This window comes from Streptomyces sp. NPDC088147 (assembly GCF_044741565.1).
Lineage (GTDB): Bacteria > Actinomycetota > Actinomycetes > Streptomycetales > Streptomycetaceae > Streptomyces.
On sequence record NZ_JBIUSY010000003.1, the window covers coordinates 652,613 to 677,973 of the forward strand.

Sequence of the window (25,361 nt, forward strand, 5' to 3'; positions counted from 1 at the left end):
CGCTCCTGCGGCTCGGAACCCGGTGCCGCCGGGCCGGCCGGTGGTCTCAGCCCAGGTCGGGGGCGTGCATCGCGCGTACGCCCTCGATATTGCCGTCCAGGTAGTGCCGCAGTGACAGCGGTACGAGGTGGACGGCGGCGATCCCGACGCGGCTGAAGGGCACCCGGACGATCTCGTACTCCCCGTGGGGCTCCTCGATCTCGGGGCCGTGCCGCTGCGAGGGGTCCATCGACGCCAGCCGGCAGACGAAGAAGTGCTGAACTTTGACGCCGGTCACGCCGCCGTCGGCGATGTGCTCCACGGTATCGACGAAGCAGGGCACCACATCCATGACCTTGGCGCCGAGCTCTTCGTGGACTTCGCGGTGGAGTGCGTCGACGACGGTCGCGTCCGTCGGCTCCACTCCGCCGCCGGGGGTGAGCCAGTAGGGATCGACTCCCGGCTTGGTGCGTTTGATCAGGATCAGGTCGTCGCCGTCGAGCAGGACGGCGCGTGCGGTGCGCTTGACCACGGGCCTTTCGGTCATGGGAAGAGGTTCGCCCGGGATCCCCCTTCTGAAACTCCCGCCCGCTTCTTCCCTCACCACTCCTCCGCGGCGCGCAGCAGCCACTCGTGCGCCCGTGCGACGGGGGGCAGGGTGAGGGTGCCGGTGCGTACGACCAGGAAATACGTGCGCAGCGGGGGTACGGGCGGATCGAGCAGCGCGACCACTTCTCCGCGCTCCAGCGCTCCTTCGCAGAGGTAGCGGGGCAGTACGGCCAGCCCGGCGCCCGCCGCCGTGCATTCGAGGACGGCCCGCAGGTCAGGGGCGATCACGGTGCCGGCGGCGGCCGGCTGGGACTCGAAGACGCTCGCCCAGTAGCGGGAGACGAGCGGGAGGGACTCGTGCACTTCCACCACGGGCAGCTGTTCCAGCACCACCTGGCCCTCGCGCAGTACGTCGTGGCCCAGCCTGGCGGCCCAGCGGGGTGCGGCGATCAGTACGTGCTCCTCGTCGCAGAGCGGGGTCGAGGTGAGCAGTCCGCCGCGCGGCCGGGTGGTGGTGATGGCCAGATCGTGGTGTCCGGCGGCCAGTCCTTCCAGGGCCTCTTCGGGGTTGCCGAAGAACGAGGTGCGCAGGGCGAGGCCCTGGGTGGTGAGCGGGGTGAGCGCGGGCAGGGCGCGCAGGGAGGTGAACTCCGGTGGTCCGGCCAGGTGGAGTGTCCGTACGCCGGATTCCTCGTCGAGTCCGGTCTCGGCGATCTCGACGAGCGCGTCGAGATGGGGCGCGGCGCGCTGGGCGAGTTCGTCGCCGATGGTGGTCGGGGTGACGCCGCGCGCCTGGCGCAGGAAGAGCGGCCGGCCGAGCTGTCGTTCCAGGGTTCTGATCTGGCCGGTCACCGCGGGCTGGGAGAGGCCGAGCAGGGCCGCGGCGCGGGTGAAGGAGCCTGCGCGGTGCACGGTGACGAAGGTGCGCAGCAGGGCCAGGTCCATGTTCCCGCTCTCCCGTCTCGAGCCTCGGCCCCCGCGGCAACTCCGGACAGTCAACTATAAATAAGTCGATAGGTCGCTGTCGCTACTGTGATTGGACACTGACGCAGAGTCAACTAGCCTTGGGCAAATGGTTCTCCGCGCGTGGAACCTGGGACGGTCCGAGCCATGAGGGGGGAGGCTCGGACCGTCTGCCCGGAAGAGCCGGGAGACCCGGAAGCCCCGGAAGACCCGGAGAGCGCGTGGGGCGGAGCGGGGTCATGCCACGGAGGCCTGTGCTCAGGGAGCCGCCTCGTCCAGGGCCCGCAGTACATCCGCGACCAGGTCTTCGGGATCCTCGGCCCCGACGGAGAAGCGGATGAAGCCTTCCGGCACGGCGTCGCCGCCCCATCGTCCGCGCCGTTCCGCCGTGGACCGTACGCCGCCGAAGCTCGTCGCGTCGTCGACCAGCCGCAGTCCGTCCAGGAAGCGTTCGGCCCACTCCCGGTCGGGGAGTACGAACGACACCACGGAGCCGAAGCGCCGCATCTGCTGGGAGGCGACGGGGTACGAGGGGTCGTCGGGCAGGCCGGGGTAGCGCAGCCCGTCGACGTCGGCGCGTGTCTCCAGCGCCCGCGCCAGTACCAGCGCGCCGGCGCACTGCCGGTCGACGCGCAGCTGGAGCGTGGCCAGTGAGCGGTGCGCGAGCCAGGCCTCCATCGGCCCGGGGATCGCCCCGACGACCTTGCGCCAGCGCCGTACGCCCGCCGCCAGTTCCGGATTCCCGCTGGTGACATGGCCGAGCAGGATGTCGCCGTGGCCGGTCATGCCCTTGGTGTCGCTGGCCACCGAGAAGTCCGCGCCCAGTTCCAGCGGTCGCTGGCCGAGCGGGGTGGCGAGGGTGTTGTCGACGGCGACCAGCGCGCCCGCGGCGTGCGCTTCCCTCACCATCCGCCTGATGTCGCAGACGTCCAGGCCGGGGTTGGACGGTGTCTCGATCCAGAGCAGCCGCGCCCCCTCCAGGACGCGCAGCTGGGCGTCCGCGCCGGTCGGCGCGGTCCGTACCGTCACGCCGTACGCCTCCAGGCGCTCCCGCAGCAGCGGCAGGGCCTGGTAGCCGTCGTCCGGCAGGACGATCACCTCACCGGCCCGCAGCTGCGAGAAGGCCACCGCCGAGATCGCGGCCATGCCGGAGGCGAAGACGACGGTCTCGGCCGGCTCCCCCGGTGCCTCCAGCTCGCTGATGGCGCGTTCGAGATGGGTCCAGGTCGGGTTCTCGTCCCGGCCGTAGGTGTACGGGCCCGTCGGCTCGCCCGGCAGGTGGAAGTGGGCGGCGAAGACCGGTCCCGGCAGGGTCGGTTCGTACTTCACGGGGTCGGGCAGCCCGGCCCGTACCGCTCGGGTGCCGTCCCCGATGCTCATGCTGTCTCCTCGCTCGCTCATGCCGCCTTCTCGATCGCGTTCCGTACGGTGGCGAGCAGTCCTTCGCTCGCCGCCTCCACCATCTCCAGGCACTCCTCGAACCCGGCGCTCCCGCCGTAGTACGGGTCGGGCACGCCGAGATCGCCGGACGGTTCGCCCGAGAGCCCGAGGGAGGGATCGGGGGAGGGCGCGAGGGACAGGTCGTAGGACCGCAGCAGGCGCACCTTCGCCGCGTCCTCCGGCGTCGGCGCGAGGCGCCGCAGCTCGCGCAGATGCCCTTCGTCCAGTGCGATCACCAGATCGAGCCGCAGGAACCACGAGGCGTGGAACTGCCGTGCGGTGTGGTCGCTGCCGTAGCCGTGCGCGTCGAGGACGGCGACGGCGCGCGGGTCCGCGCTGTCGCCTTCGTGCCAGCCGTCGGTGCCCGCGCTGTCCGCTTCGACCAGGCCGTCGAGGCCGGCTTCCGTGAGCCGTGCGCGGAAGACGGACTCGGCGATGGGCGAGCGGCAGATATTGCCCGTGCAGACGAAGCAGACGCGGTAGGGAGAGGTCATGGGGCCGCTCAGTCCTTGCCGTCGGGGAGCACGACGTTCAGCGCCCACGACACGATCGAGATGATCAGGCCGCCGAGTACGGCTGTCCAGAAGCCTTCGACGTGGAAGCCCAGGTCGAGCGTGTCCGCGAGCCACGAGGTCAGCAGCAGCATCAGGGCGTTGATCACCAGCGTGATCAGCCCGAGTGTGAGGATGAACAGCGGCAGTGTCAGCAACTGCACCACCGGCTTGACTATGAAGTTGATCAGGCCGAAGAGCAGGGCGACGAGCACCAGCGTCAGGGCCTTCTTGCCGGTGCTGTCGCCGGTCAGGGTGATGTTCTGGATCAGCCAGATCGCGACTGCCAGGGCGCCCGCGTTGGCGATCGTCTTGACGAGGAAATTCTTCATGTGTCTGATCGTGGCATGAAGGCATTCCGACTGGATGAGCTGGAGGCGGAACGTGCCGCCAACGACGGGGCGTATCTGCAGTTTGTGCGGGAACGCAACATGTCTGTGGGGCTGTACGCGCTGGACGCCGGCGCGAGCGACCCGCAGCAGCCGCACCGGCAGGACGAGGTCTACTTCGTCGTGAGCGGCCGTGCCTCGCTCACCGTCGGGATGGAGACCACGCAGGTCAGCCGGGGAAGTGTGGTGTACGTCCCGGCCGGCACCGCGCACAAGTTCCATCACATCAGCGAGGACCTGCGCGTGATGGTCGTGTTCTCCCCGCCCGAGGGCTGACCGCCGCCCGCGCCCTTCCTGTCCTCCCCGTTCATCCGCCCACCGCTTCCCCGCCGTCCGTCCCGCTGCCTCGCCGTCCCCGACCGTCCGCCTCCCGACCCTCAGGTCCGCCTCAGGGTCGGATCAGGGGAGATCGGGGGCCGCGGGGCCGCCACGCACGCCCCCTCGCCTCTAGCATCGAGGGAGCAAGACGGATACTCGGGCTTTTCGGCGAAGCGAGGTAAGGACGATGGCGGTTCGGGGCGTACTCTCGGGGCTTCCCTGGTGGGTGAAGTGGATCGCGGTTCCCGTGATCGTCCTCGTCGTGTTCGGCGGACTGATCACGACGGTCGTCTCGATCGTGGTCGGCCTGCTCTTCAAGCTGCTGATCCTGGTGGCCCTGGTCGGCGGACTGGTCTATGTCGTACGGAAGTTCATGTCTTCCTCTTCCTCCTCGTCGCGCGGTGACTGGTAGAACTCCCCGCTCGAACGGCCGTTAGCCCGCGCGAGGGAAAGGTGAAGGGGAAAACATCCCTCGCCCCGGCCTGCCCTTAGAGTGGCAAACCACTGTCGCGCCCTGGGAAAACACCATCGAAGATCGCTCTGACCATTGGTTTGTGCGATTTTTCTGGGCGGGGCCTCAAGGTTCCTCGGATCCGTCTCGAGGTGCCTTCGGTCCCTCGGTTCCCTCAGGAGTGCGGCGGGCGCGCGGGGGCGGCCCCCGCGGGCGGGCTCTCGCCCGTCAGCACGCCTGGGGGTGACCTTTGGCCACAGCTACACGTACCGCAGCCCCAACTCTGATCGGTTCGGTACAGCGAGCGCTGCGACTGCTGGAGTCGGCGGCCTCCCATCCGGACGGGGCCCCCGCGAAGCAGCTCGCACGCGAGGCCGGCCTCCCGCTCCCCACCGCCTACCACCTGCTGCGCACGCTCACACACGAGGGCTATCTCCGACGGGAGAGGGGCGTCTTCGTACTCGGCGACGCCGTACAGCGGCTGGCGCACGGCGACGCCCCGCAGAATCGTCGCAGCAAGATCACCGAATCGCTCGGCCGATGGCACGACGCGACCGGGGCCCCGGTGTACTTCGCGGTCTACGACAACGGTGAGATCGATCTCGTCTCCGTGGCGGACAGCCCCGCGGCCCCGGCGGTCGCCGACGGGGCGGACATCCGCGAGAGCGGGCACGCACACGCGCTCGGGCAGTGTCTGCTCAGCCGGCTCGACGAGGAATCCCGCCGCGACCATCTGGACCGCTACCCCGTCCGCCCGCTCACGCCCTATTCCGTACCGGACCGCGGGACGCTGCTGGAGCGCCTCGGGTCGCTGGGACCCGCGGAGCCGGTGGTGGAGCGACAGGAATACCGGCTCGGCACCGTCTACGCGGCCGTACCGATCGAGGCCGGAGCCGCCGCGGGCGCCGTGGCCATTTCCATACCACTCCATCAGCAGGAACAGCTGCTTCTGGCGGTCGAGCGGTTACGCAGAGAGATCGAATCGCTGGCGAACTCTCTCGCCGTCTCTATCAGTATCTGAAAAATTACTCCTTGTGATCCGCTAGCGCTTACAGCACGATTGCGTCAAGAGGGTCCATGGGATCATTCCCAGCCACTGCTTCATCTACTCCGGAGTACACGATGCGCGAGTCGGTCCAGGCCGAGGTCCTGATGAGCTTCCTCGTCTCCGAGGAGCTCTCGTTCCGAATCCCGGTGGAACTCCACTACGAGATGCGGGATCCCTACGCCGTGCGGATGACCTTCCATCTGCCCGGCGATGCCCCCGTGACCTGGACTTTCGGCCGCGAACTGCTGCTCGACGGAATCAACACGCCCAGTGGGGACGGCGATGTGCATATCGCGCCGACCACGCCGGAGGACCTCTCCGACGTCCATATGCGGCTCCAGGTCGGCGACGATCACGCGCTCTTCCGCGTCAGCGCGGCGCCGCTGGTGGCCTTCCTCGACCGTACGGACCGGTTGGTCCCGCTCGGTCAGGAGCGCACGCTCAGTGACTTCGAGGGCAATCTGGAGGAGGCGCTCGGTCGCATCCTCGCCGAGGAGAACGCCGGCTGACCGACCGTCCGGCCTCACGCCAGCACGGTCACTTCTTGCGCCGGCGTCCCCTGCCACCGAGCTTGCGGGTCAGCGCGTTCTGCGCCGGCAGCGAGGTGGCCGTCGTAGAACCCTGTTCAGGCGCTGAACCGTGTCCGGGCGCTGCCCCCTGTCCTGGCGCCGAACCCGGGCCGGGGCCCGGTCCCGCGGGCGCCGGGTACGGTGCCATGCCAGGCGCCTCCGGGGCGTGCCGGTCGGCGGAGACCACCAGCGCCGCCAGCGCTGTCGTGACCGGCACGGAGGCGACCAGCCCGATCGAACCCACCAGCGTGCGGACGATCTCCTCCGCCACCAGCTCGCTGTTCGCGACCGTTCCCATGCTCGACTGCGCGATCGAGAAGAGCAGCAGCAGCGGCAGCGCCGCGCCCGCGTAGGCGAGGACGAGCGTATTGACCACCGAGGCGATATGGTCCCGGCCGATCCGGATGGCCGCCCGGTAGAGCGCGCGTGGTCCCATCGTCGGATCCGCCTGACGTAGCTCCCAGACCGCCGAGGTCTGGGTCACCGTCACATCGTCGAGCACGCCGAGCGAACCGATGATCACGCCCGCCAGCAGCAGACCGCTCATGTCGATCTCGGGATACAGGCCGTGGATCAGCCCGGTGTTGTCGTCGGTGTTGCCACTCAGGCTCGCCCAGCCGATGAAGACGGACCCCAGCAGCCCGATCAGCAGTAGCGAGATCAGCGTGCCCAGGACCGCGACCGAGGTACGTGCCGTCAGACCGTGGCAGAGATAGAGGGCGATCAGCATGATCGCGCTGGCGCCGACGACCGCCACGATCAGCGGATTCGATCCCTGCAAGATCGCGGGCAGGATGAAGAGCGTCAGAACGGCGAACGAGGCGATGAGCGCGACCAGCGCCATGACGCCGCGCATCCGCCCCACCACGACCACCACGAGCGCGAAGATCCCCGCCAGCAGTGTCAGGGGGAGCTTACGGTCCACGTCCGTCACGGAGTACTGGAGATCCCGCGGCGCATCGGGTGCGTATGCCACCACGACGCCCTGTTTCACGTGAAACTGCCGCGGCGCGTCCGGCTGGACGACCTCGACGAAGGTCCGCCCCTTCTCCTTGCCGGTCGTGACCTCGACCGTGGCCTTCTTGCACTCCCCGGTCTCCGCCCGCTGCGCCTCACGCCCCTGGGGCTGTGTGGTGTCGCCGGTCGACGGGAGCTGGGAGGCGTTGACGTCCTTGCAGTCGACCCGTTCGATCCGTACGACCTGGCCCTGCTCCGTCTGCCGGTCGAAGCCCACACCGGTGCGCTCGTGTGCCGGGGCACCGCCCGGCCAGAGCACGGCGAGCCCGACGGCCACGGCGACCGCGAACGGAATCAGGACCGCCGCGATGACTTTGCGGAGGTGCTGGGAGACCGGAGCGGCCGGACCATGGCTGTGCGAGTGGCCGTGCGCTTCGTGAGTCTGCTGGGGAGGGGTCACCGACCGATCATCGCAAGAAGGAAGGGGCCCTCTGTTCAGCACGCCGGATATGACGCTAGCGTGGAGGCAACCTTTGCACACGCGGGAGCTCGGAGCACCGGGCTGAGAGGGCGCTGACTGTGTGCCCGGGGTCACTTCCCCGGACACCTGCGCTGCGCCGACCGCTGAACCTGTTACCGGGTAATGCCGGCGTAGGGAGTAGGTCTCATGACCGTTCAGGCCGCACATCCGTCTGCCTCCGATTCGGGGAAGCCGAGCGAGGCCGGAAAGTCCATCGGCTGGCACAAGGGATATGTCCAGGGTTCGCGCCCGGACCTCCAGGTGCCCGTCCGTCAGGTGCATCTCACCAACGGCAAGGACGTCACGCTGTACGACACGTCGGGTCCGTACACCGATCCCGGAGTCGAAACCGACGTACGCCGCGGTCTCGCACCGCTGCGCGAGAACTGGATCATCGGTCGCGGCGACACCGAGGAGTACGCGGGCCGACCGGTCCGTCCCGAGGACGACGGGCTCAAGCACACCTCACCGCGCGGAGGACTGCTCCGGAGCGGATCGACCGATCTGCGCGGTCTCGACGCGGTCTTCCCCGGCCGGCCGCGTCAGCCCAGGCGAAGCAGGGACGGGCAGCCGGTGACCCAGCTCGCGTATGCCCGGCGCGGTGACATCACCCCGGAGATGGAGTACGTCGCGATCCGCGAGAACGTGCCCCCGGAGGTCGTCCGCGAGGAGATCGCCGCCGGGCGGGCCGTCCTGCCGGCCAATGTCAATCACCCGGAGATCGAGCCGATGATCATCGGCAAGCGGTTCCTGGTGAAGGTCAACGCCAACATCGGCAACTCCGCCGTCACCTCCTCCATCGAGGAGGAGGTGGAGAAGATGACCTGGGCGACCCACTGGGGCGCGGACACGGTCATGGACCTCTCCACGGGCCGCAATATCCACACCACCCGGGAGTGGGTGCTGCGCAACTCCCCCGTTCCCATCGGCACCGTCCCGCTGTACCAGGCGCTCGAAAAGGTGGACGGCAAGGCCGAGGAGCTGACCTGGGACATCTACAAGGACACGGTCATCGAGCAGGCCGAGCAGGGCGTCGACTACATGACGGTGCACGCCGGAGTGCTGCTGCGGTATGTGCCGCTGACGGCCCGTCGCAAGACGGGCATCGTCTCGCGCGGCGGTTCGATCATGGCCGCCTGGTGTCTCGCGCACCACAAGGAGTCGTTCCTCTACGAGAACTTCGAGGAGCTGTGCGAGATCCTCGCGGCGTATGACGTGACGTACTCCCTGGGTGACGGTCTGCGGCCCGGTTCCATCGCGGACGCCAACGACGAGGCGCAGTTCGCCGAGTTGCGCACGCTGGGCGAGCTGAACTCGACCGCGAAGCGGCTGGGCGTGCAGACGATGATCGAGGGCCCGGGGCATGTCCCGATGCACAAGATCAAGGAGAACATCGACCTTCAGCAGGAGATCTGCGAGGAGGCGCCGTTCTACACGCTCGGCCCGCTGACGACCGATGTGGCCCCGGCGTACGACCACATCACCTCCGGCATCGGCGCGGCGATGATCGCGTGGTGGGGCACGGCGATGCTCTGCTACGTCACCCCCAAGGAGCACCTCGGTCTGCCGGATCGTGACGACGTGAAGACCGGTGTCATCACGTACAAGATCGCGGCCCACGCTGCGGACCTGGCCAAGGGGCATCCGGGGGCGCAGGAGTGGGATGACGCGCTGTCGGACGCCCGGTTCGAGTTCCGGTGGGAGGACCAGTTCAATCTGGCACTCGACCCGGACACGGCACGGGAGTTCCATGACGAGACCCTGCCGGCCGAACCCGCGAAGACCGCGCATTTCTGTTCGATGTGCGGGCCCAAGTTCTGCTCGATGAAGATCAGCAGAAGCATCACAGAGCAGTTCGGCGGCGACGAGCCGGCGGCGTCCGAGGAGGAGATCGCCGAGGGCATGCTCAAGAAGTCGGCGGAGTTCGCGGCCTCGGGCAACCGGGTCTACCTGCCGCTGGCCGACTAACGAGGGCGCACATGTGATCGGCCCGCGACCTCATGGGCGGAGTCGCGGGCCGATTTTATTGCGCCACGGTCTTGTGAGTCGGTGAGCTTCGGCTAGACCGGACCGCTTGTTTCAAACCGGCACTAGCCCATTTCATTGACCGTTTCCGGTTCAGGCCGTTCTGCTGGACTCCCGACTCTCTTTATAGCCAGAGTTGCAGAACGGGTGAGTCAAGGCCGCGTTGCTGGGAGCCCCTGTTCCTCCATCTTCCTTCCGAATCTTGTGGTCTACAGTGACGGATTTGAAGTCCAGGCGGGCTCTGCAAATTTCACACCTGGTGGCTGCCGTCAACGTCTCCTTCAGGAATACAGAGTTCTTCGTCTCGGCCGAGAAATTTCTGCGGTGGGTCCGGTCATCGTCGGTAGTGACCTTCACGGGCACGCGGGGCGACGTGGTGTCTGCTTGCAGGCGGGCAACTATCTCGGCGGCGTCAGCTCCTTCAGCCATCGCTTCGAAGGCGACTCGGTACATTTTCAAAATGGATGGCACGGAACGCTGCAGACTTCCGTACGCCTGCACGATCTGGTTCAGGAAATACTTGTGGTCGACCAGGAATTCCTCGAACTTCTCGCGAATGTCCGTAAATTTGAAAAGCCGGTTCTTCTCTGCCAGCTCTTGGATGAATTCTGTCGCGGCCAGGAAAGCCGCCGCCTGAAATCGCCCTGTAGCGCTGTAGAAATAGACTGCGGGGTGAAGTCCGAGGGACGCCGGTTCGTTCCCTGCGATCCTGCCAGCGGTCCTTTTTACTGCCCGCATATATTTGAGCGTGCTGGCGCCATCGAGGTCGTCAGCCAAAATGTCGAGCTGGTCCTGGCTTCTGCTTCCGCGCTTTCCTGTGCCCAGGTCTCGGCGGGTCTTGTTGACGAAATTTACTAGCTCGAACACCATCTTGACGCTATCAGCAGAGTATCCCCTGCCAGCTACCGGAAGATCGGCCGAGCGGATAGCGATATCCATGTTCGGTTTGAAGATCAGGTCGTAGACATCCTTGGCGAGAGACTCGATCTCCGCCTGGACTGTCTCCTCGAAAGATGACCAGTATTTGTGTCCGGTGCCTGCTCGGATGAAGGCGCGAGCGGCGAGTGCGTTGGGCTTTCGGCGCGCCTTGATCATTTCGAGTTCGATCGGATCGATTGGTGTTGCCTGTTGGTTGATCCTAAAGAACGAACTCTCCGCCTTCTCTGCCTCTCCGTTCACCCACTGGAGGTGTACCGCGAAAGCACTTAGGTTTCTTGCGAGCTGAAGCTTCTCCCTCGAAGTGGTGTCGGGGTTTCTGAGGGCGAGGCCCAGGTCTGCGTACGATCCGATGCTCTGCTGGATCAGCTTGCGCGTGGCTTCGGCAGCCTTCTTCTGCTCGCTTGGGATTGAATTATCGAAGAACCTGATTGATGTGTGCTTGTCGCCGTAGTCGTCTTGGACCCAAGCGGCGAGCGCGCTGAGTCTATGGGCGCCATCAATTACGAAGATATTCCCGCTAGCTGGGGAGCGCCATAGGATGATGGAAGGAATCAAATCGCCGGCAAGGAAGCTACGAACGAGTTCGGCAACCTTTTCGGGTGTCCAGTTAGCCGTTTCTCGCTGAAAATCAGGTTTCCGCAGGACGTTGTACATAAGACTGTCCTGGGTGAGGTCAGTGATTTTCAACGTGGTGCTTAGGACGGAGGTCGGGGCTGCCTGTTCGGACGGCAGAGCCTCAAAATCTTCACGTGGGATCAATGCGTCAAGATTGACCATGTGTGTCGGCATTACCAGTCCCCTTCGCATGTCTGCTGCTAGGCAGAGTCATTCACGCGCGTCGAATCACGGTCACACTAACGGTTTCTGGCGTCAATTGGGGGTGAATGATTACCCTCGACGTACTGGAGAGTATTTTTATCTACGTATGACACTAAATTTCCCCTTTTGCCCATATGTGCCTTCTATCGATCGCGCCAAGTGGTTGCTCAAGGCGTCGGCAGGGCTGTTTCCCGTTGTGGAAATTCGATGCCTTGCAACGCCCTCGTGTTACTCGGGACCATGAAGCGGTACACAGGGCAGCCGTAGCGAGGGGGCAGCACGTGGAGGCCAGGAAGCTCGTAACGACCTGTGAGAACGGTGACTGTCCCACGCTGTATGCGACGGACAGAGACACCCTTCTCGTGCAGGGTGAGACCCGGACTGGCCACGGGTTGGAGATCCCGGCGCACGAGACCCTGGTCGAGATCCCCATGGAACTCATCCGGAAGGCCATCCGTGATCAGCTCATCTAGCAACCTGGCGGAGCGGTTCAAGACGTTCCACCGCGAGGCATTCCGACTGGAGATCCTGGACGAGTACAACGTCCCGTCGAGCGCGGATAACCTCCGGGCCTTCCTGGCGGGTGAGCCGCAGCCGGAGGACTACAACGCGGGATGGGTCGAGACCGTCCGGGCCGCTACGCACGCCGGCAAGCGGATGCACCGGGTGCACATCGTCTCCCGTCCGCTGACGGACTACCTCCGCTATGAGCTCGGCTGGGGGTACGTGAAGAACATGACGGGCGGTGAGGAGTTCTTCATCCTGGACGTCACCGAGAGGCCGAACCCTTTGGCAGGAGTGCCGGACTTCTGGCTGTTCGATGAGGTTTCCCCCGTCGTCATGAACTACGACGACGCAGGTGTGTTCCTCGGGCCGGACTTCCTTGAGGCCGGGCGTGCGGCGGAGTTCGTCCGTTACCGGGACACGGCTCTCGCTCACGCCGAGCCGTTCCCCGAATGGTGGGCGAAGTACGGCGGGTGAACAGAACGGAGCTGGGTACAGCGCTGCGGGCTCTGCGACAGGCATCCGGTAAGGAGGCCAAGGCGGTAGCCCGTAGCGCGGTCATGTCCACCGCCAAGCTGTCGAAGATTGAGAACGGCCACGTGGCGCCCAGCGTGATCGACGTGGAGCGCATCCTGACGGCCTTGGAGGTGTCCGAACAGGTCAAGGCCGAGTACATGGCCGCGGCCCGAGCTCAGGCCACGGAGGCGACGGCCTGGCGGCTGTTCAGACGTATGGGCTTCCACCGGAAGCAGGAGGAGATCCGGGCGCTGGAAGCGTCGATGGAGCTCCTACGGCTGTTCCAGCCGTCCCTGGTCCCCGGCCTGTTGCAGACACCCGAGTACGTACGAGCTGTCCTGCAAGGCAAGGGGCTGAGCGAGGACCAGCTCGCCCGAACCATCGGTGCACGGATCGAACGGCAACGAGTGCTGTACGACACAGGGAAGCAGCTCCGCTTCGTGATCACGGAACCCGTTCTGCGCTGGCGCCTTCTCCCATCCGCCATGATGGCCGGACAGCTGGACCGCATCGCCTCCGTCTCCCGCCTGCCGAACGTGGACGTCCGGGTCGTCCCGCTGGACCGTCCACAGATCGATGTGCCGGGGCACTCCTTCGTCGTCCGGGACGACCGCACGGTGACCGTCGAGACCACGCATGCCGAGGTGATCGTTACCGATCCCAGGGATGTCGCTCTGTATGTCGAAAAGTACGAGCGATTCGCCTCGGTGGCCCTTGCCAGCGACGAGATGCGGAGGATGCTCGCGGACATCCGGGACGGATTCTTGCGCGAACGGGAAACGGACTAGATCCCGCTGATCAGCGGCTGGACCATCGACTCCACCGATTGAGCGAGCGGGGAGGCGTACGGCGTGAGCAGAGCGCAGACGACGATGTCGGGGCCGATGTACCTGTCGTTGCCGAACCTGCCACCGAAACCGGCGGACGGGTGTGGGGTGTGCAGGGCCTTGGTCGCGCAGCGGCAGGAGGCTCGGGACCGAGGCGACCTCTCGGCGGCGACGGACGCGGATGTGGAGATCCGCAACCATCCGCACCGGACTCGGGGGTCGCGATGACGCGGTCGGTCCTGCGGTACGTGGAACACCGGATCACTCAGCATCCAGGAACGGACATGACGTTCGAGGCCGAATGCCTGCGCTGCGACTGGCAGGCGCCAGCATCGGACGACGGAGCCGCGGTGGACATCGAGAGCATGAGCCACACAGGCCGTACGGGTCATAAGGGCTTCCGGCGCCGGTGTACGTCCTTCGCATGGGTCGAGCGGACGGGATAGCCCGACCACAACCCGGGCAGCCGATTTCAGGCGTCCTCGGCAAGGTGGCGGTACAAGGTGGCGCGGGAGACACCGAGAGCCTTGGCGATGGCACTGACGCTCTCACCTTTCGCCTGCGTGGCTCGGGCGACGGTCAGCACGTCTTCGGTGACTACCGTCGGCCGCCCGCCGGTACGCCCCTGGGTCCTGGCTGCATCGAGTCCAGCGCGGGTCCGTTCCTTGATCAGGCTGCGCTCGAACTCCGCCATCGCACCGACTACCTGAAGCATGAGACGGCCGTCCGCCGTACCGGGGTCGATGTTGGCCAGTGCGCCAGTGAGGACTTTGAACCCGATGCCTCGCTCCCTGAGGGTGTCCACCATCGTTACGAGGTCGATGAGCGACCGGGCGAAGCGATCTAGCTTCCAAACGCAGAGGGTGTCGCCAGGGCGGGCGTAGTCCAGGGCGGCTCTCAGCTCTGGCCTGTCGGTGTTCTTACCTGAAGCCCTGTCCTCGAAGATCCGGGCACAGCCTGCGACGGTCAGCGCGTCGCGTTGAAGCCGTGCTTCTTGGTCGTCCGTCGAAACACGGGCGTAGCCGATGAGTTGGCCGGTTGTGGTGGTGATCGTTGCCATGGCAAGACTGTCTCATAACTCGTCTCAAAATTGCAAGATCGAAGAGTCTGTTGTGAGACGGGTTTTGAACAGGGCGGCTCCCTTCCTCTGCACCTTGGCGGGCTCGTCTCACAACCCCCCCTTGGTTATTGAGACCAAGGCTCGTAGTTACGCTTCGCAGCGAAGCTAGGCTCCCGCACATGGCCAACGATCTCGGTTACACCTGCTCATGCTGCGGCGAGTACCACGCGGAGCTTCCGATGAGCTACAGCACCACAGCCCCCGACGTCTGGGACGAGAGCTTCGAAGGCCGACCTGACAGCCTGCTCTCCTCGGACCAGTGCGTCATCAACGCCGAGCACTACTTCGGCAGGGGTCTGATCGAGATACCGGTCGTCGGCAGCGATGAGGTGTTCTCGTGGGGGGTCTGGGTTTCGCTCAGTCGGGACAACTTCTCCCGGGCCGCCGACATGTGGAACACGCCGGGACGCGAAGCTGAGAAGCCGTACTTCGGCTGGCTCACCACCGAGCTTCCGATCTACTCGCCCAGCACCATCAACCTGAAGACGAACACTCACACCCGCCCGGTCGGCCAGCGCCCCTACATCGAGCTCGAACCCACTGACCACCCCCTCGCAGTCGAGCAGCGCACCGGCATCACTCTTGACCGCGTACGCCAGATTGCCGAAGCCGTCCTCCATGGCAACGGCGCGAACGGCTGACCGGCAAAGCTGTTCAGATCGGCGGCGAAGGGGTGGGGGTATGACCCCTTGAGCCCGACAAGGCGGACCGCCACGTCTTGGCCGCAGAGGTCCTGCCACGGTTCCAAAGGTCGTCCGACGATGGCGAAAGGAGACGGCTGCGAAGAACATGCAGGTCAAGCCGCCTCATCCCATCCGGCCGGTGGCCAGGAGACTGCACAAGAGTGCATCCGTTGAGCTTGTCCTTCGAGGCTTCGCTCGTTTTGGGGCGCGTAGCGCCCCACCTGGTTAACTTCCTGGCCTTCGTCTTTCGGCCCCTGGGGGGCCGCTTTGTCGAAACAGGCTCGGACGATGGCGGCCCGACGGCCGCCCTTGCCTCAGATGAGGGCGCTGTCGCGCCTCGCCCCCCTTCGTTGCTGCTCAGCATGACGCTTTGTGCTGTCGGCCCCGGCAGGGGCCGCACTGTGTGGCCAAATAGATAAGAGAGACCGTGTGCGTTTCCGCAGCTCAGAGGCATTGCGGCTACACGTGTGGTGTGTGTGGGCTACACGTGGCAGCGGTGTCTATCGGTCCTGGTGGATGCGGCACGGCACCGGGGCGCCCTTCCTCTTCTGGAAGAGGTGAGGAGGGACAACGAGGCAAGCGGCCCCGGACCGGGGTGACACGAGGTCCAACCGCTTCGCGCGGATGACGGCATTGGTCGCGCTCTGGTCCGACAAGGGCTGCTCCTCATTGCCCAGCAGAGCGGCCAACTTCCCAGGACCGAAGCTCGCGTGGCCCTGACAGTCGGCCCACCCGAGGGCGGCGAAGTGGACGCGGTAAGCGAGCTGGTGCCGGATGTCCTGGGCCATGCGTCGGTACTCGTGCTGGGAGATCCCACCCCAAGGACGGCCAATGCCGAAGTGGATAGCCACTGAGCGCGGCTCCTTCCTGTGCGGCGCACGGGTGCGCCAGTTACCCCCGCCTGATGGCGGGCCATGTGCCTCCCTTTCTTCGCGGGGGTGGACCAGCCACGGCCGGCATGGTTTTCACAGGTCGCCCAGGCTTCGGGCCTGGACTCGGTCTCGTGCAGTCGGGAGCGACGACGGCGACCTCCTGTGCAGCATACCGAACGAGGGAAAGGCTTCGGGAATGGAGCGGGTTCGGTGACGTATGTCGCAGCTGTACGCATGATGAATTGACAGGCTGCTATGTCGAATTGATGGAGTGGAGGGTATTATGGATTCCTTGTGTTTGCTGCCCTAGGAGTTTGAGATAGTCATCGCTTCCACATCTGGTTCGGTCGGTACGTGTGCACAAGGCGAGCGTCGACAGGTGGATTGACCGGCATGTAAACGACTCTCTCCCATTCACCGAAGCTCAGCTTCAGCAAATGGGGGAGATCCTGGGAGTGAGACTTACTCGGCGGAGCTAGCCCATACCGGGGCGAGCAGTTCCACGTCGAACTTCGCCCGACCGGTCTTGCCGCTCGGCTTCGCGATGACCGTGGTCAGGGTCTTCTTGATGAGTGCCCGCTTCTGGGTGAGCGTGCGGGACTCCCACGCCGTTGCCACGTCGGCCGTCGCCTCCTCGGCGGCGGCCTTCAGGGCCAGGTGCTTGGCCTGCTCCGCCCGCAGCTCCTTGACCCGGGCGTCCAGGCCCGGGAGGTTGCGGTAGAAGACATCGTCCTCGACTTCGCCAGCCTGCCAGCGGCGCTCCAGTTCGCTGCGACGCTTCAGGGCCTGCTCCAGTTCATCCGCGCGGCCCCACTCGGGAATATCCTTCGCAGCGGCGGCAGCCTGGCGTTCCAGCTTGGCGATGACCAGCTTCTCGATGTGCTTGTCGGTCTCGTCTCCGCGTTTGTATGTCTTGTTGCAGCCGCCGTCCACGTTCTTCTTGCACATGTATGCGTGCTTGTACGTGAGCCATTTGTTTGCCTTGATGCCGATCATCTTGTTGTTGCAGATCGAGCCGTCGTCCAGCGCGGCCCCGCAGCGCAGGATTCCTGTGAGCAAGTATTTGTGGACCGTGCCGCCGGTGGGAATTCCGCTTCCCCGGCCGCGTTCCTTGATGGTGGCCTTCACCGCATACCACTGCTTCGGGGTGATGACGGCTTCCCATTCGCCCACGACCGGCTGGTCGTCGCCATCTCGGACCAGCTCGCCCTTGATCTCCCGGTAGCCGCAGAGGCGGGCGCTCGTGAGCACCTGCTTCACACTGTTGTACTGGAACGCGTTGCCCCGGGCCGTGATGAACCCGGCTTCCTTCCACCGTGCGGTGATCTCCCCCACCGACGCACCGCTGATGACGTCGTGGACAGCGGTCCGGATGGCGTCGACCTCCGCCGGGCACAGGGTCACCTTGTCGTCGTCCCAGCCGAACGGGCGCCAAGCGGACACGGACTCGCCACGCATGGCGCGGCTGCGGTGGCTCTGCTTGGCTCGGCGCTGCTTCTTCCTCGTCTCGGCCAGGGACATGGCCACGCCGACCAGGCCCTTGATCTCGAACCCTTCCGCGTACAGATCCTGGACACCGTTGGAGTCGTGATAGACGCGGCCCTCGTGGGCGGTGAACGCCTTCAGGTAGCGCTCCCAGTCGGCGGGACGTCGGTACAGGCGGTCGTCGTTGGCCGCCATCACGCCATGGATCGGGTAGCCCTCAGGGGTCTGGCCGACGCGTAGGTCCTTGAGCAGCCGCTCGAAGTCGTCGCGTACGACATCCTCGCGGCTCGCGCTCTTGTCGTTGTCCGTGTAGCGATCGACGAGCAGCCAGCCGAATGAGCGGGCGGCGGCGGTCATCTCGCGATGCTGGTCCTCGATTCCGTGCCCGTCCTTCTTCCGGCCGTCGAAGGAGATACGGGCGTAGGCCACCACGCACTTGAGGGTGGGGTCCGCGGCGAGCTTGACCCGTACCTCCGCAGGTGTCGGCAGGTCGTCCGGCACTCCCCGATGCCGGCCGACGGTCGTTTCCTGGTCGCTCAACTCTGCTCCCCCTGAGTGGTTCTGATGCGGTGGGAGTAGCAGCCTAGCCAATTTATGTGTGCTCTGATGATGTTTTGATCGATGAAGATCTCGCAGGACATCAGGCGCAGGCACGGCGGCGAGATGGAGGCGGGCATGGCGGAGAAGTCCAAGGAGTTCGCCGCGGCGGGCAACCGGGTGTATCTGCCGCTCGTGGACTGAGCGAGCGTCTGGCGCAGGGGCGCAGGGGCGCGCGGGGTGTCGCGGAGGGTGTCTGTGTCTGCCGCCGCGGCCCCTGCGCAGCGCTTCCGCGACGCGGCCACGCACCGGGCCGGTACGGCCGGGCACCGGCCGGAGAGGCTACTCCGGCCGGTGCTCCGGGCCTCCGAAGTCGGGGCTGGAGAAGTCCGGGCTGCTGTAGGTCGGGCGCCGGCCGGAGGCCGAGCCCTCGTCCGGGCTGGAGAAGTCGGGGCGGCTGTAGCCGATCTTGGGCAGGTGCTTCACCGGCTGTGCCGCGCGCGGTGCGGGCGGGGCGGCCGGAGTGGTGCCCGGGTCGGCCAGCGCGGCCCGCAGGAAGGGCAGGATGCCGCGCTCCAGCAGGGCCTGGCGCCAGGCTTCCCGCGCGTGGGCCACCTCGTCGGGCAACTCGTCGCCCCACCCTTCCTCGGCCGGAAGCTGGGTCGCGGTGTTGCGCAGGGCCGTGACGAGCAGACCTGTCGCGGCGACCAGAAGGCCGACGACGGTGACGGCGGCGAAGAACCAGCCGACCGCGACCATGCTGCGGGCGAAGGCGGGCGGCGGGCTGAGCGCTTTGAGGAGGTAGCCGACGAGCAGGAAGATCACCGCCGCGGTGCCGCCGAGGACCGGGGCCAGCACGGCGATGACGGCCGCGAGCCCCGCTCCGGCCTCCGGAGTCCCGCTCCCCGACGGGGTCGAGGCGATGTCACGCACCGACGAGGACGAGGACGAGGGGGCCGGTGAGCGGAATTCCTCGCGGATCTTCGCGAAGTGTTCGTACTCGGCGGCGGCGGACGAGGTGATCAGCGCCGTGGCGCTCAGGGCCATCGTGCGCAGTTGCTCGCTGTTGAGCCGCTGTCCGGCCGCGGAGAGTTCCGCGAGTTCCGCATGGTCGTGCGTCTGGCGCAGTGCCTCGTCGAGGATCCGCTCGAAATCCGCGCGATCCTCGCTCAGCAGGTGTGGAGCGCTGTTCATGTGCATCCCCCGATGCTCCGTAGGGCCGGTTCGCCCGTGTGGGACGGGCAGTTGGCCGGAAACGGAGGAGAGCCTGCTACGGATAAGGCGATGGTAGAGCCGTTGTGGCGGGGCGTGACAGGGGGTTTGGGGAAATCACCTGTCACACATTGACTCACTTATCCAGTGGAAGCTGTACGACCAGCAGTTTTCCCGCCATGGTGACGCCACCGTCCATGGCGATGGCAAGTGCGTCGGCATATACGTGTGGCCCTTCCACTACCGGGCCCGTGTCGCCTTCGTCGTCGGAAGCGTCTTCTGTGCCGACTTCGCCGAGCAGATAGGGAATGGGGCTGTGGCCGTGGACGACCCGCTTTCCGCCGTACTGGGAGAGGAGTTCGCGGACGGCCTGCGGCCCGCCGTCGTCACGGAACGCGAAGCGTTTGGTGAGTTTGCGGAACAGGTCCCAGCATTCGTCGGCGTCATTGCGGGTGAGGATCTGATGGACGGTGTCGTTGACGTCCTCGATGGTGGATCCGTAGTCCAGATAGGCCGTCGTGTCGGAGTGCATCAGCAGATGCTCGTCCTCCTCGACGACCGCGTCGAGCCGGGACATCCACTGCAGATGGACGTCCTGGAGGCGCTCCATATCGGTCCGCTGGCCACCGTTGAGCAGCCAGGCGGCCTGGAAAGTGGCGGTGCCGGCGCCTGAGTTGACGGGCGTGTCGCCGAATCGCCTGGCGCCGATGAGCAGCAGTTCGTGATTGCCCATCAGGGCTTTGCAGTAGCCGCCGGCCGCCGCCGCCTCGGCGGAGAGCCGCATGACGAGGTCGATGACCCCGATGCCGTCGGGGCCGCGGTCGGTGAAGTCGCCGAGGAACCAGAGCCGGGCGTTGCCCGCGGCCCAGTGGCCGTCGGCGTCGATGAGGTCCTGCGCGGCCAGCGCGGCGAGGAGTTCGTCGAGATAGCCGTGGACGTCGCCGACGACATAGAGCGGGCCGCGGCCGTCGGGCGCGGACGGCTCCACGGGGTCGACCCGTACCTGGACGGTGTCCCCCCGGTTGATCACCGGGAGGTCGCGTTCGGTGGGGGTGTAGCCCTCCGGCGGTTCGTGGTCCGGGACCGCGTTGCCGGGATGCCCTGACGGGCCGTCGGCCGGCGGTCCGGGCGGACCGGGCTCTCCGGACTGCACGGGAACCTGCGCGTACGGCGGTACGCGGAAGTCGCGCAACGTCGCCGTCCGCACCACGGGTCCCTCGCCGGCCCCCTGTGTCATCGACCCCTCCACCACCGTCGCGCCGCCGTACACCTCTCGGGCCCGCCGGGCTGGATGGGGGTGAGCCCATCGCAGGTAGGACGAGGTCCGTGGTGTCGTGCGCCCATCATAGGAACGCCGCTCCCGCTCTGTGACGCACCAGGGGGGAGAATTCGGCGGGACCTCGGGTTCAGCGGCTGTTTTCGTGCCGATCGCCCGATATGCGAAAAGGTCTGGTCCTTCTTTCGGCCCCGGGGACGGCGAGTCTCCGGCGCTGTCCGGCGGGTTGACCGGGGCCGCCCGGCGAGTCGTCGGGACCGTACGGCGGCTTCCCGGCCTGTCCGACGGGACCACGGAACCACCCGACGGTCTGCGGGACTGTCCGCCCGACGGTCTGCGGGACTGGCCGACGGGTTCGCGGGGCCGTCCGGCGGGTCTGCGGGAAGCTCCACAGACCCGGGGACCGTATCGTCCGTTGTCCTCGGCCTTCGGTCAGTCGCCCGCGGGGGACCGGGGCGCGCTGACCGTGGTGCGCGGCGGCCGCCGCTGGGAGGAGGTCCGGATGATCAGTTCGGTCGGTATCACCTGCTCCACCGGCCGGCCGGTGTCGATCCCCTCGATGGCGTCGATGAGGAGCTGGATGACGGCGGTGCCGATGCGGCGCGGCTTGAGCGAGAGCGTGGTGATGGGCGGTTCTGTCGCGGCGTACACCGTGGACTCGCTGCAGCAGACCAGCAGCAGATCCTCGGGGACGCGCAGCCCGTAGCGCCGGGCCGCGGCGAGCAGATCGGTGCCGTTGGGGTCGAAGAGCCCGTAGACGGCGTCGGGGCGGTCGGGGCGGGCCAGCAGCCGGTCGGCGGCGACGGCCCCGGCACACGGGTCGTGGGCGGGATAGGACTCGTAGACCGGGTCCTGGCCGACGCGCTCGCACCAGTGCAGATAGGCGGTGGTCGAGAGCCGGGTGTAGGTGTCCGTGGTGGTGCCGGTGAGCAGGCCGATCCGGCGTGCCCCGGCCGCGGCGAGATGGTCGAGCAGTTCGAGGACGGCCGCCTCGTGGTCGTTGTCGACCCAGGCGGTGACGGGGAGGGTGCCCGCGGGCCGGCCGTCGGAGACGACGGGAAGGCCCTGGCGGACGAGTTCGGTGACGACCGGATCGTGGTCGGAGGGGTCGATGACGACGGTGCCGTCGAGGGCGACGTTCGACCAGACGTCATGGCGGGAGGTGGCGGGGAGGATGACGAGGGCGTAGCCGCGCGCGAGCGCGGCGGAGGTCGCGGCCCTGGCCATCTCGGCGAAGTAGGCGAACTCGGTGAAGGTGAAAGGTTCATCCCCGTATGTGGTCACGGTCAGGCCGATGAGTCCTGACTTGCCGGTACGGAGGGTTCGGGCCGCGGCGGAAGGCCGGTAGCCGAGGCGCTCTGCGACTTCTCGGACATGGCGTCGGGTGGCGTCGGGTAAGCGTCCCTTGCCGTTGAGCGCGTCCGAGACAGTCGTGATGGAGACACCGGCTGCGGCGGCTACGTCCCGGATGCCCGCCCGACTTTGCCGGCTTCCCCGGCGGGTTGTGTCCGTCCGGCTCACCTGGTGTTTCCCTGCTGCTGTCATGGCGAGCCGATAGTAGGGCGCTGAGGGGCGGTGGGGCCGGTCGCATATGCACCCGGCAGCAGGCACGTTTCTGCATGATCCAAAATCACCAACGAGCTTGGAAGGAAAGGGCGTTGGTGGGTTTCACATTGGTCTGCCATGCAAGGAGCGGCATGGGCCTGTCGAAGGGCCCATGTTTCGAAGAGGTCTCAACTCACCTCTACGGGGGATGCGCGCCACGGCGCGGGCCACCGGCGCGCGCCAGGAAGGCGAGCGCGCCCCACCCCTGCGGGCTTTCCTGGTGCCCGCCATTCGCAGGGGCCGCGAATCCTCATAGGGTGAGCAGTATTGAAGAGGTAAGGACCCGTGAACGGCCGAGGAGGACCTGCGGTGAGCGAGACGAGCCCCAAGCTGCGTACCGAGCTGGACGGCATCCCCACGTACAAGCCGGGCAAGCCCGCGGCCTCCGGCGGACCGGTCGCGTACAAGCTGTCCTCCAACGAGAACCCGTATCCGCCGCTGCCCGGCGTCATGGAGCAGGCGATCTCGGCCGCGGGCGTCTTCAACCGCTACCCCGACATGGCGTGCACCGGCCTGATGAACGAGCTGGCCGACCGTTTCGGGGTGCCCGTCTCGCATCTGGCCACCGGCACCGGCTCGGTGGGCGTCGCCCAGCAGCTGCTTCAGGCCACCGCGGGCGCCGGTGACGAGGTCATCTACGCCTGGCGCTCCTTCGAGGCGTACCCGATCATCACGCAGATCTCGGGCGCCACCTCGATAAAGGTGCCGCTGACCGCGGGCGAGGTGCACGATCTGGACGCGATGGCCGGGGCGATCACCGACAGGACCCGGCTGATCTTCGTCTGCAACCCGAACAACCCGACCGGCACGGTGGTGCGCAGGGCCGAGCTGGAACGGTTCCTCGACCGGGTACCCGGAGACGTGCTGGTGGTGCTCGACGAGGCGTACCGCGAGTTCATGCGGGCCGGCGAGGGCGATGGTGGTGCGATTCCGGACGGGATCGACATCTACCGGGACCGGCCGAATGTGGCTGTGCTGCGGACCTTCTCCAAGGCGTACGGGCTGGCCGGCCTGCGGGTCGGCTTCGCGGTCGCCCATGAGCCGGTCGCGGCGGCGCTGCGGAAGACCGCGGTCCCGTTCGGTGTGAGCCAGATCGCACAGGAGGCGGCGGTCGCCTCGCTGCGCGCCGAGGACGAGCTGCTGGGGCGGGTCGGCTCGCTGGTCGCCGAGCGGGAGCGGGTGTACCGGGGACTGGTCGGGCAGGGCTGGACCGTGCCCGAGACGCAGGCCAATTTCGTGTGGCTGCGGCTGGGCGCGCGCACGCTGGACTTCGCCGCGGCGTGTGAGGCGGCCGGTGTGGTCGTACGGCCGTTCGCGGGCGAGGGCGTACGGGTCACGGTCGGCGAGAACGAGGCCAATGACCTCTTCTTGCAGGCAGCCGAGGCGTTCCGCAAGGAGATGTAGTCCGGGCGCAGCAACGACTCCGGCTCCGAGCCGGAAGCGGAGTTCTGGAGCGAAGGGCGGTCTCTTCGAGGCCGCCCTTCGGCGTTCCCGGGCGCCTCTTCGCGGGCGTTCCCCGGGTCTCTCCGTGGAGGGGACCCCCCACGCAAAGATCCGGAAGGCTGTGCGACATAATGCTTGTGAATGTGAACGCGTTCACAAGCGTGCCCCAGTTCCTGGTGTTACGTCCAGGGCAAATGGGGCAGGCCGCGGCTGCGACCGCGGCGACGTGATGTAAGGAGAGATGACGTGGACCTCGCTCTGGCGCCGGAGACCCTGGCGCGATGGCAGTTCGGCATCACCACCGTCTACCACTTCCTCTTCGTCCCCCTGACGATCTCGCTCGCCGCGCTCACCGCGGGGCTGGAGACGGCGTGGGTACGCACGGAAAACCCGAAGTACCTCAAGGCCACGAAGTTCTGGGGCAAGCTCTTTCTGATCAATATCGCGATGGGGGTCGTCACCGGCATCGTGCAGGAGTTCCAGTTCGGGATGAACTGGTCCGACTACTCGCGGTTCGTCGGAGACATCTTCGGAGCCCCGCTCGCCTTCGAGGCGCTGATCGCCTTCTTCTTCGAGTCCACCTTCATCGGACTGTGGATCTTCGGCTGGGACAAGCTGCCCAAGAAGATCCATCTGGCCTGTATATGGATGGTCTCGATCGGCACGGTCCTCTCCGCGTACTTCATCCTGGCGGCCAACTCCTGGATGCAGCACCCGATCGGCTACCGGATCAACAAGGAAGCCGGCCGGGCCGAACTCACCGACTTCTGGGCGGTGCTCACCCAGGACACGGCGCTCACGCAGTTCTTCCACACGATCACGGCCGCCTTCCTCGTCGGCGGCGCGTTCATGGTCGGTATCGCGGCCTTCCACCTGGCCCGCAAGCGCCACATCCCGGTGATGCGCACCTCGCTGCGCCTCGGTCTGATCACCGTCATGGCGGCCGGACTGCTCACCGCCGTCAGCGGCGACACCCTCGGCAAGGTCATGTTCAAGCAGCAGCCGATGAAGATGGCCGCGGCCGAGGCGCTCTGGGAGGGCGAGGCGCCCGCGCCGTTCTCCGTGTTCGCCTACGGGGACGTCGACAAGGGGCACAACGACGTCGCCATCGAGATCCCCGGGATGCTCTCCTTCCTCGCCAACAACGACTTCAGTTCGTACGTCCCCGGCATCAACGACATCAACAAGGCCGAGCAGGAGAAGTTCGGTCCCGGCGACTACAGGCCCAACATCCCCGTCGCCTACTGGGGATTCCGCTGGATGATCGGCTTCGGCATGGCGTCCCTGGCCATCGGCATGGTCGGGCTGTGGCTGACGCGCAAGAAGTTCCTGCTGCCACCCGCGCTGCGGACCGGCGAGGACGAAGTGCCGAATCTGGTGCTCTTCCGGAAGAAGGCGCTCAGTCCGAGATTCGCCAAGTGGTACTGGATCACCGCGCTCTGGACGCTGCTCTTCCCGCTGATCGCCAACTCCTGGGGCTGGATCTTCACCGAGACGGGGCGCCAGCCGTGGGTGGTGTACGGAGTGCTGCGCACCGCCGACGCCGTCTCCCCCGGCGTCTCCCAGGCCGAGGTGCTCACCTCGATGATCGTCTTCACCCTGCTGTACGCGGTCCTCGCGGTCGTCGAGGTCAGGCTGATGGTCAAGTACGTCAAGGCCGGGCCGCCGGAGCTCACGGACGCCGACCTCAACCCGCCCACCAAGATCGGCGGCGACCACACGGACGCCGACCGGCCGATGGCCTTCTCGTACTGAGGAGTTGAG

24 protein-coding genes and 1 riboswitch are annotated in these 25,361 nt (G+C 66.7%); of the genes, 11 read left to right on the plus strand and 13 right to left on the minus strand.

The window, feature by feature from the left end; translation table 11 throughout:
• Positions 1 to 46: 46 nt before the first annotated feature.
• The 5 genes from ACIOGX_RS13770 to ACIOGX_RS13790 all read right to left on the minus strand — a co-directional run bounded on the left by ACIOGX_RS13770 (position 47) and on the right by ACIOGX_RS13790 (position 3,814).
• The gene (locus ACIOGX_RS13770) at positions 47 to 526 is read right to left on the minus strand and encodes an NUDIX domain-containing protein (protein ID WP_129767319.1); all 480 of its coding nucleotides are present in this window, start codon (positions 524 to 526) and stop codon (positions 47 to 49) included.
• A gap of 53 nt (positions 527 to 579) precedes the next feature.
• Positions 580 to 1,473 (minus strand): LysR family transcriptional regulator, encoded by an 894-nt coding sequence (locus ACIOGX_RS13775; protein WP_129767320.1) that lies wholly within the window; start codon positions 1,471 to 1,473, stop codon positions 580 to 582.
• A 276-nt stretch (positions 1,474 to 1,749) separates the two neighbouring features.
• Positions 1,750 to 2,871: a cystathionine gamma-lyase gene (locus ACIOGX_RS13780; protein WP_401912862.1), complete on the minus strand. Its 1,122-nt coding sequence runs from the start codon at positions 2,869 to 2,871 to the stop codon at positions 1,750 to 1,752.
• 17 nt (positions 2,872 to 2,888) lie between these two features.
• A complete protein-coding gene (locus ACIOGX_RS13785) occupies positions 2,889 to 3,425 on the minus strand; it encodes a low molecular weight protein-tyrosine-phosphatase (RefSeq protein WP_401912865.1) in 537 nt (178 codons plus the stop codon).
• A gap of 8 nt (positions 3,426 to 3,433) precedes the next feature.
• A complete protein-coding gene (locus ACIOGX_RS13790; RefSeq protein WP_356508985.1) occupies positions 3,434 to 3,814 on the minus strand; it encodes a phage holin family protein in 381 nt (126 codons plus the stop codon).
• Between the two features lie 15 nt (positions 3,815 to 3,829).
• Between ACIOGX_RS13790 and ACIOGX_RS13795 the strand changes: the two genes are divergently transcribed.
• From ACIOGX_RS13795 to ACIOGX_RS13810, 4 genes are all read left to right on the plus strand, one after another.
• On the plus strand, positions 3,830 to 4,147 hold the full coding sequence (locus ACIOGX_RS13795) for a cupin domain-containing protein (protein ID WP_129767324.1): 318 nt from the start codon (positions 3,830 to 3,832) through the stop codon (positions 4,145 to 4,147).
• Positions 4,148 to 4,376: 229 nt separating this feature from the next.
• Positions 4,377 to 4,601, plus strand: coding sequence for a DUF5326 family protein (locus ACIOGX_RS13800; protein WP_401765702.1), 225 nt, complete (start codon positions 4,377 to 4,379; stop codon positions 4,599 to 4,601).
• Positions 4,602 to 4,890: 289 nt separating this feature from the next.
• Entirely contained in the window at positions 4,891 to 5,661 is a 771-nt protein-coding gene (locus ACIOGX_RS13805; RefSeq protein ID WP_401912870.1) for an IclR family transcriptional regulator, read from the plus strand.
• A 101-nt stretch (positions 5,662 to 5,762) separates the two neighbouring features.
• Positions 5,763 to 6,197, plus strand: coding sequence for an SsgA family sporulation/cell division regulator (locus ACIOGX_RS13810; RefSeq protein WP_129767327.1), 435 nt, complete (start codon positions 5,763 to 5,765; stop codon positions 6,195 to 6,197).
• Positions 6,198 to 6,225: 28 nt separating this feature from the next.
• On the opposite strand, the gene ACIOGX_RS13815 is transcribed toward ACIOGX_RS13810, so the two are convergent.
• On the minus strand, positions 6,226 to 7,674 hold the full coding sequence (locus ACIOGX_RS13815; protein WP_401912873.1) for a YibE/F family protein: 1,449 nt from the start codon (positions 7,672 to 7,674) through the stop codon (positions 6,226 to 6,228).
• A 71-nt stretch (positions 7,675 to 7,745) separates the two neighbouring features.
• Positions 7,746 to 7,889: riboswitch (TPP riboswitch) on the plus strand.
• On the opposite strand from ACIOGX_RS13815, the gene thiC reads away from it, so the two are divergent.
• Positions 7,882 to 9,702: a phosphomethylpyrimidine synthase ThiC gene (gene thiC / locus ACIOGX_RS13820; RefSeq protein WP_401912875.1), complete on the plus strand. Its 1,821-nt coding sequence runs from the start codon at positions 7,882 to 7,884 to the stop codon at positions 9,700 to 9,702. It overlaps the preceding riboswitch by 8 nt.
• A 150-nt stretch (positions 9,703 to 9,852) precedes the next feature.
• On the opposite strand, the gene ACIOGX_RS13825 is transcribed toward thiC, so the two are convergent.
• Positions 9,853 to 11,487 (minus strand): HNH endonuclease family protein, encoded by a 1,635-nt coding sequence (locus ACIOGX_RS13825; protein ID WP_401912878.1) that lies wholly within the window; start codon positions 11,485 to 11,487, stop codon positions 9,853 to 9,855.
• 311 nt (positions 11,488 to 11,798) lie between these two features.
• Here ACIOGX_RS13825 and ACIOGX_RS13830 point away from each other — a divergent pair, with 311 nt between their 5' ends.
• The 3 genes from ACIOGX_RS13830 to ACIOGX_RS13840 are packed head-to-tail and all read left to right on the plus strand — an operon-like array spanning position 11,799 to position 13,325.
• On the plus strand, positions 11,799 to 11,990 hold the full coding sequence (locus tag ACIOGX_RS13830) for a hypothetical protein (RefSeq protein ID WP_401912881.1): 192 nt from the start codon (positions 11,799 to 11,801) through the stop codon (positions 11,988 to 11,990).
• Positions 11,974 to 12,498, plus strand: coding sequence for a DUF6879 family protein (locus ACIOGX_RS13835; protein ID WP_401912884.1), 525 nt, complete (start codon positions 11,974 to 11,976; stop codon positions 12,496 to 12,498). The genes ACIOGX_RS13830 and ACIOGX_RS13835 overlap by 17 nt, the downstream gene beginning before the upstream one ends.
• Positions 12,495 to 13,325, plus strand: a complete 831-nt coding sequence (locus ACIOGX_RS13840; protein WP_401912887.1) for a helix-turn-helix domain-containing protein — start codon at positions 12,495 to 12,497, stop codon at positions 13,323 to 13,325. The genes ACIOGX_RS13835 and ACIOGX_RS13840 overlap by 4 nt, the downstream gene beginning before the upstream one ends.
• On the opposite strand, the gene ACIOGX_RS13845 is transcribed toward ACIOGX_RS13840, so the two are convergent.
• Positions 13,322 to 13,561, minus strand: coding sequence for a hypothetical protein (locus tag ACIOGX_RS13845; protein WP_401912890.1), 240 nt, complete (start codon positions 13,559 to 13,561; stop codon positions 13,322 to 13,324). The genes ACIOGX_RS13840 and ACIOGX_RS13845 overlap by 4 nt on opposite strands.
• Before the next feature lie 275 nt (positions 13,562 to 13,836).
• Entirely contained in the window at positions 13,837 to 14,424 is a 588-nt protein-coding gene (locus ACIOGX_RS13850) for a recombinase family protein (protein WP_401912892.1), read from the minus strand.
• 239 nt (positions 14,425 to 14,663) lie between these two features.
• Between ACIOGX_RS13850 and ACIOGX_RS13855 the strand changes: the two genes are divergently transcribed.
• The gene (locus ACIOGX_RS13855; RefSeq protein WP_401913401.1) at positions 14,664 to 15,125 is read left to right on the plus strand and encodes a DUF2199 domain-containing protein; all 462 of its coding nucleotides are present in this window, start codon (positions 14,664 to 14,666) and stop codon (positions 15,123 to 15,125) included.
• A gap of 1,376 nt (positions 15,126 to 16,501) precedes the next feature.
• Here the strand turns inward: ACIOGX_RS13855 and ACIOGX_RS13860 are convergent.
• From ACIOGX_RS13860 to ACIOGX_RS13875, 4 genes are all read right to left on the minus strand, one after another.
• A complete protein-coding gene (locus ACIOGX_RS13860; protein WP_401912895.1) occupies positions 16,502 to 18,064 on the minus strand; it encodes a recombinase family protein in 1,563 nt (520 codons plus the stop codon).
• Positions 18,065 to 18,403: 339 nt separating this feature from the next.
• Positions 18,404 to 19,261, minus strand: coding sequence for a hypothetical protein (locus tag ACIOGX_RS13865; RefSeq protein ID WP_401912898.1), 858 nt, complete (start codon positions 19,259 to 19,261; stop codon positions 18,404 to 18,406).
• A 148-nt stretch (positions 19,262 to 19,409) separates the two neighbouring features.
• Positions 19,410 to 20,525 (minus strand): metallophosphoesterase, encoded by a 1,116-nt coding sequence (locus tag ACIOGX_RS13870; RefSeq protein WP_383969204.1) that lies wholly within the window; start codon positions 20,523 to 20,525, stop codon positions 19,410 to 19,412.
• 456 nt (positions 20,526 to 20,981) lie between these two features.
• Positions 20,982 to 22,094 (minus strand): LacI family DNA-binding transcriptional regulator, encoded by a 1,113-nt coding sequence (locus ACIOGX_RS13875; RefSeq protein ID WP_030349867.1) that lies wholly within the window; start codon positions 22,092 to 22,094, stop codon positions 20,982 to 20,984.
• Positions 22,095 to 22,463: 369 nt separating this feature from the next.
• Between ACIOGX_RS13875 and hisC the strand changes: the two genes are divergently transcribed.
• Together hisC and ACIOGX_RS13885 are read left to right on the plus strand one after the other, a co-directional pair.
• Positions 22,464 to 23,558 carry a histidinol-phosphate transaminase gene (hisC, locus tag ACIOGX_RS13880; RefSeq protein ID WP_356508997.1) on the plus strand — a complete coding sequence of 365 codons (1,095 nt, stop codon included), beginning with the start codon at positions 22,464 to 22,466 and terminating at the stop codon, positions 23,556 to 23,558.
• A gap of 285 nt (positions 23,559 to 23,843) precedes the next feature.
• Positions 23,844 to 25,352 carry a cytochrome ubiquinol oxidase subunit I gene (locus ACIOGX_RS13885; RefSeq protein ID WP_356508999.1) on the plus strand — a complete coding sequence of 503 codons (1,509 nt, stop codon included), beginning with the start codon at positions 23,844 to 23,846 and terminating at the stop codon, positions 25,350 to 25,352.
• Positions 25,353 to 25,361 lie beyond the last annotated feature (9 nt).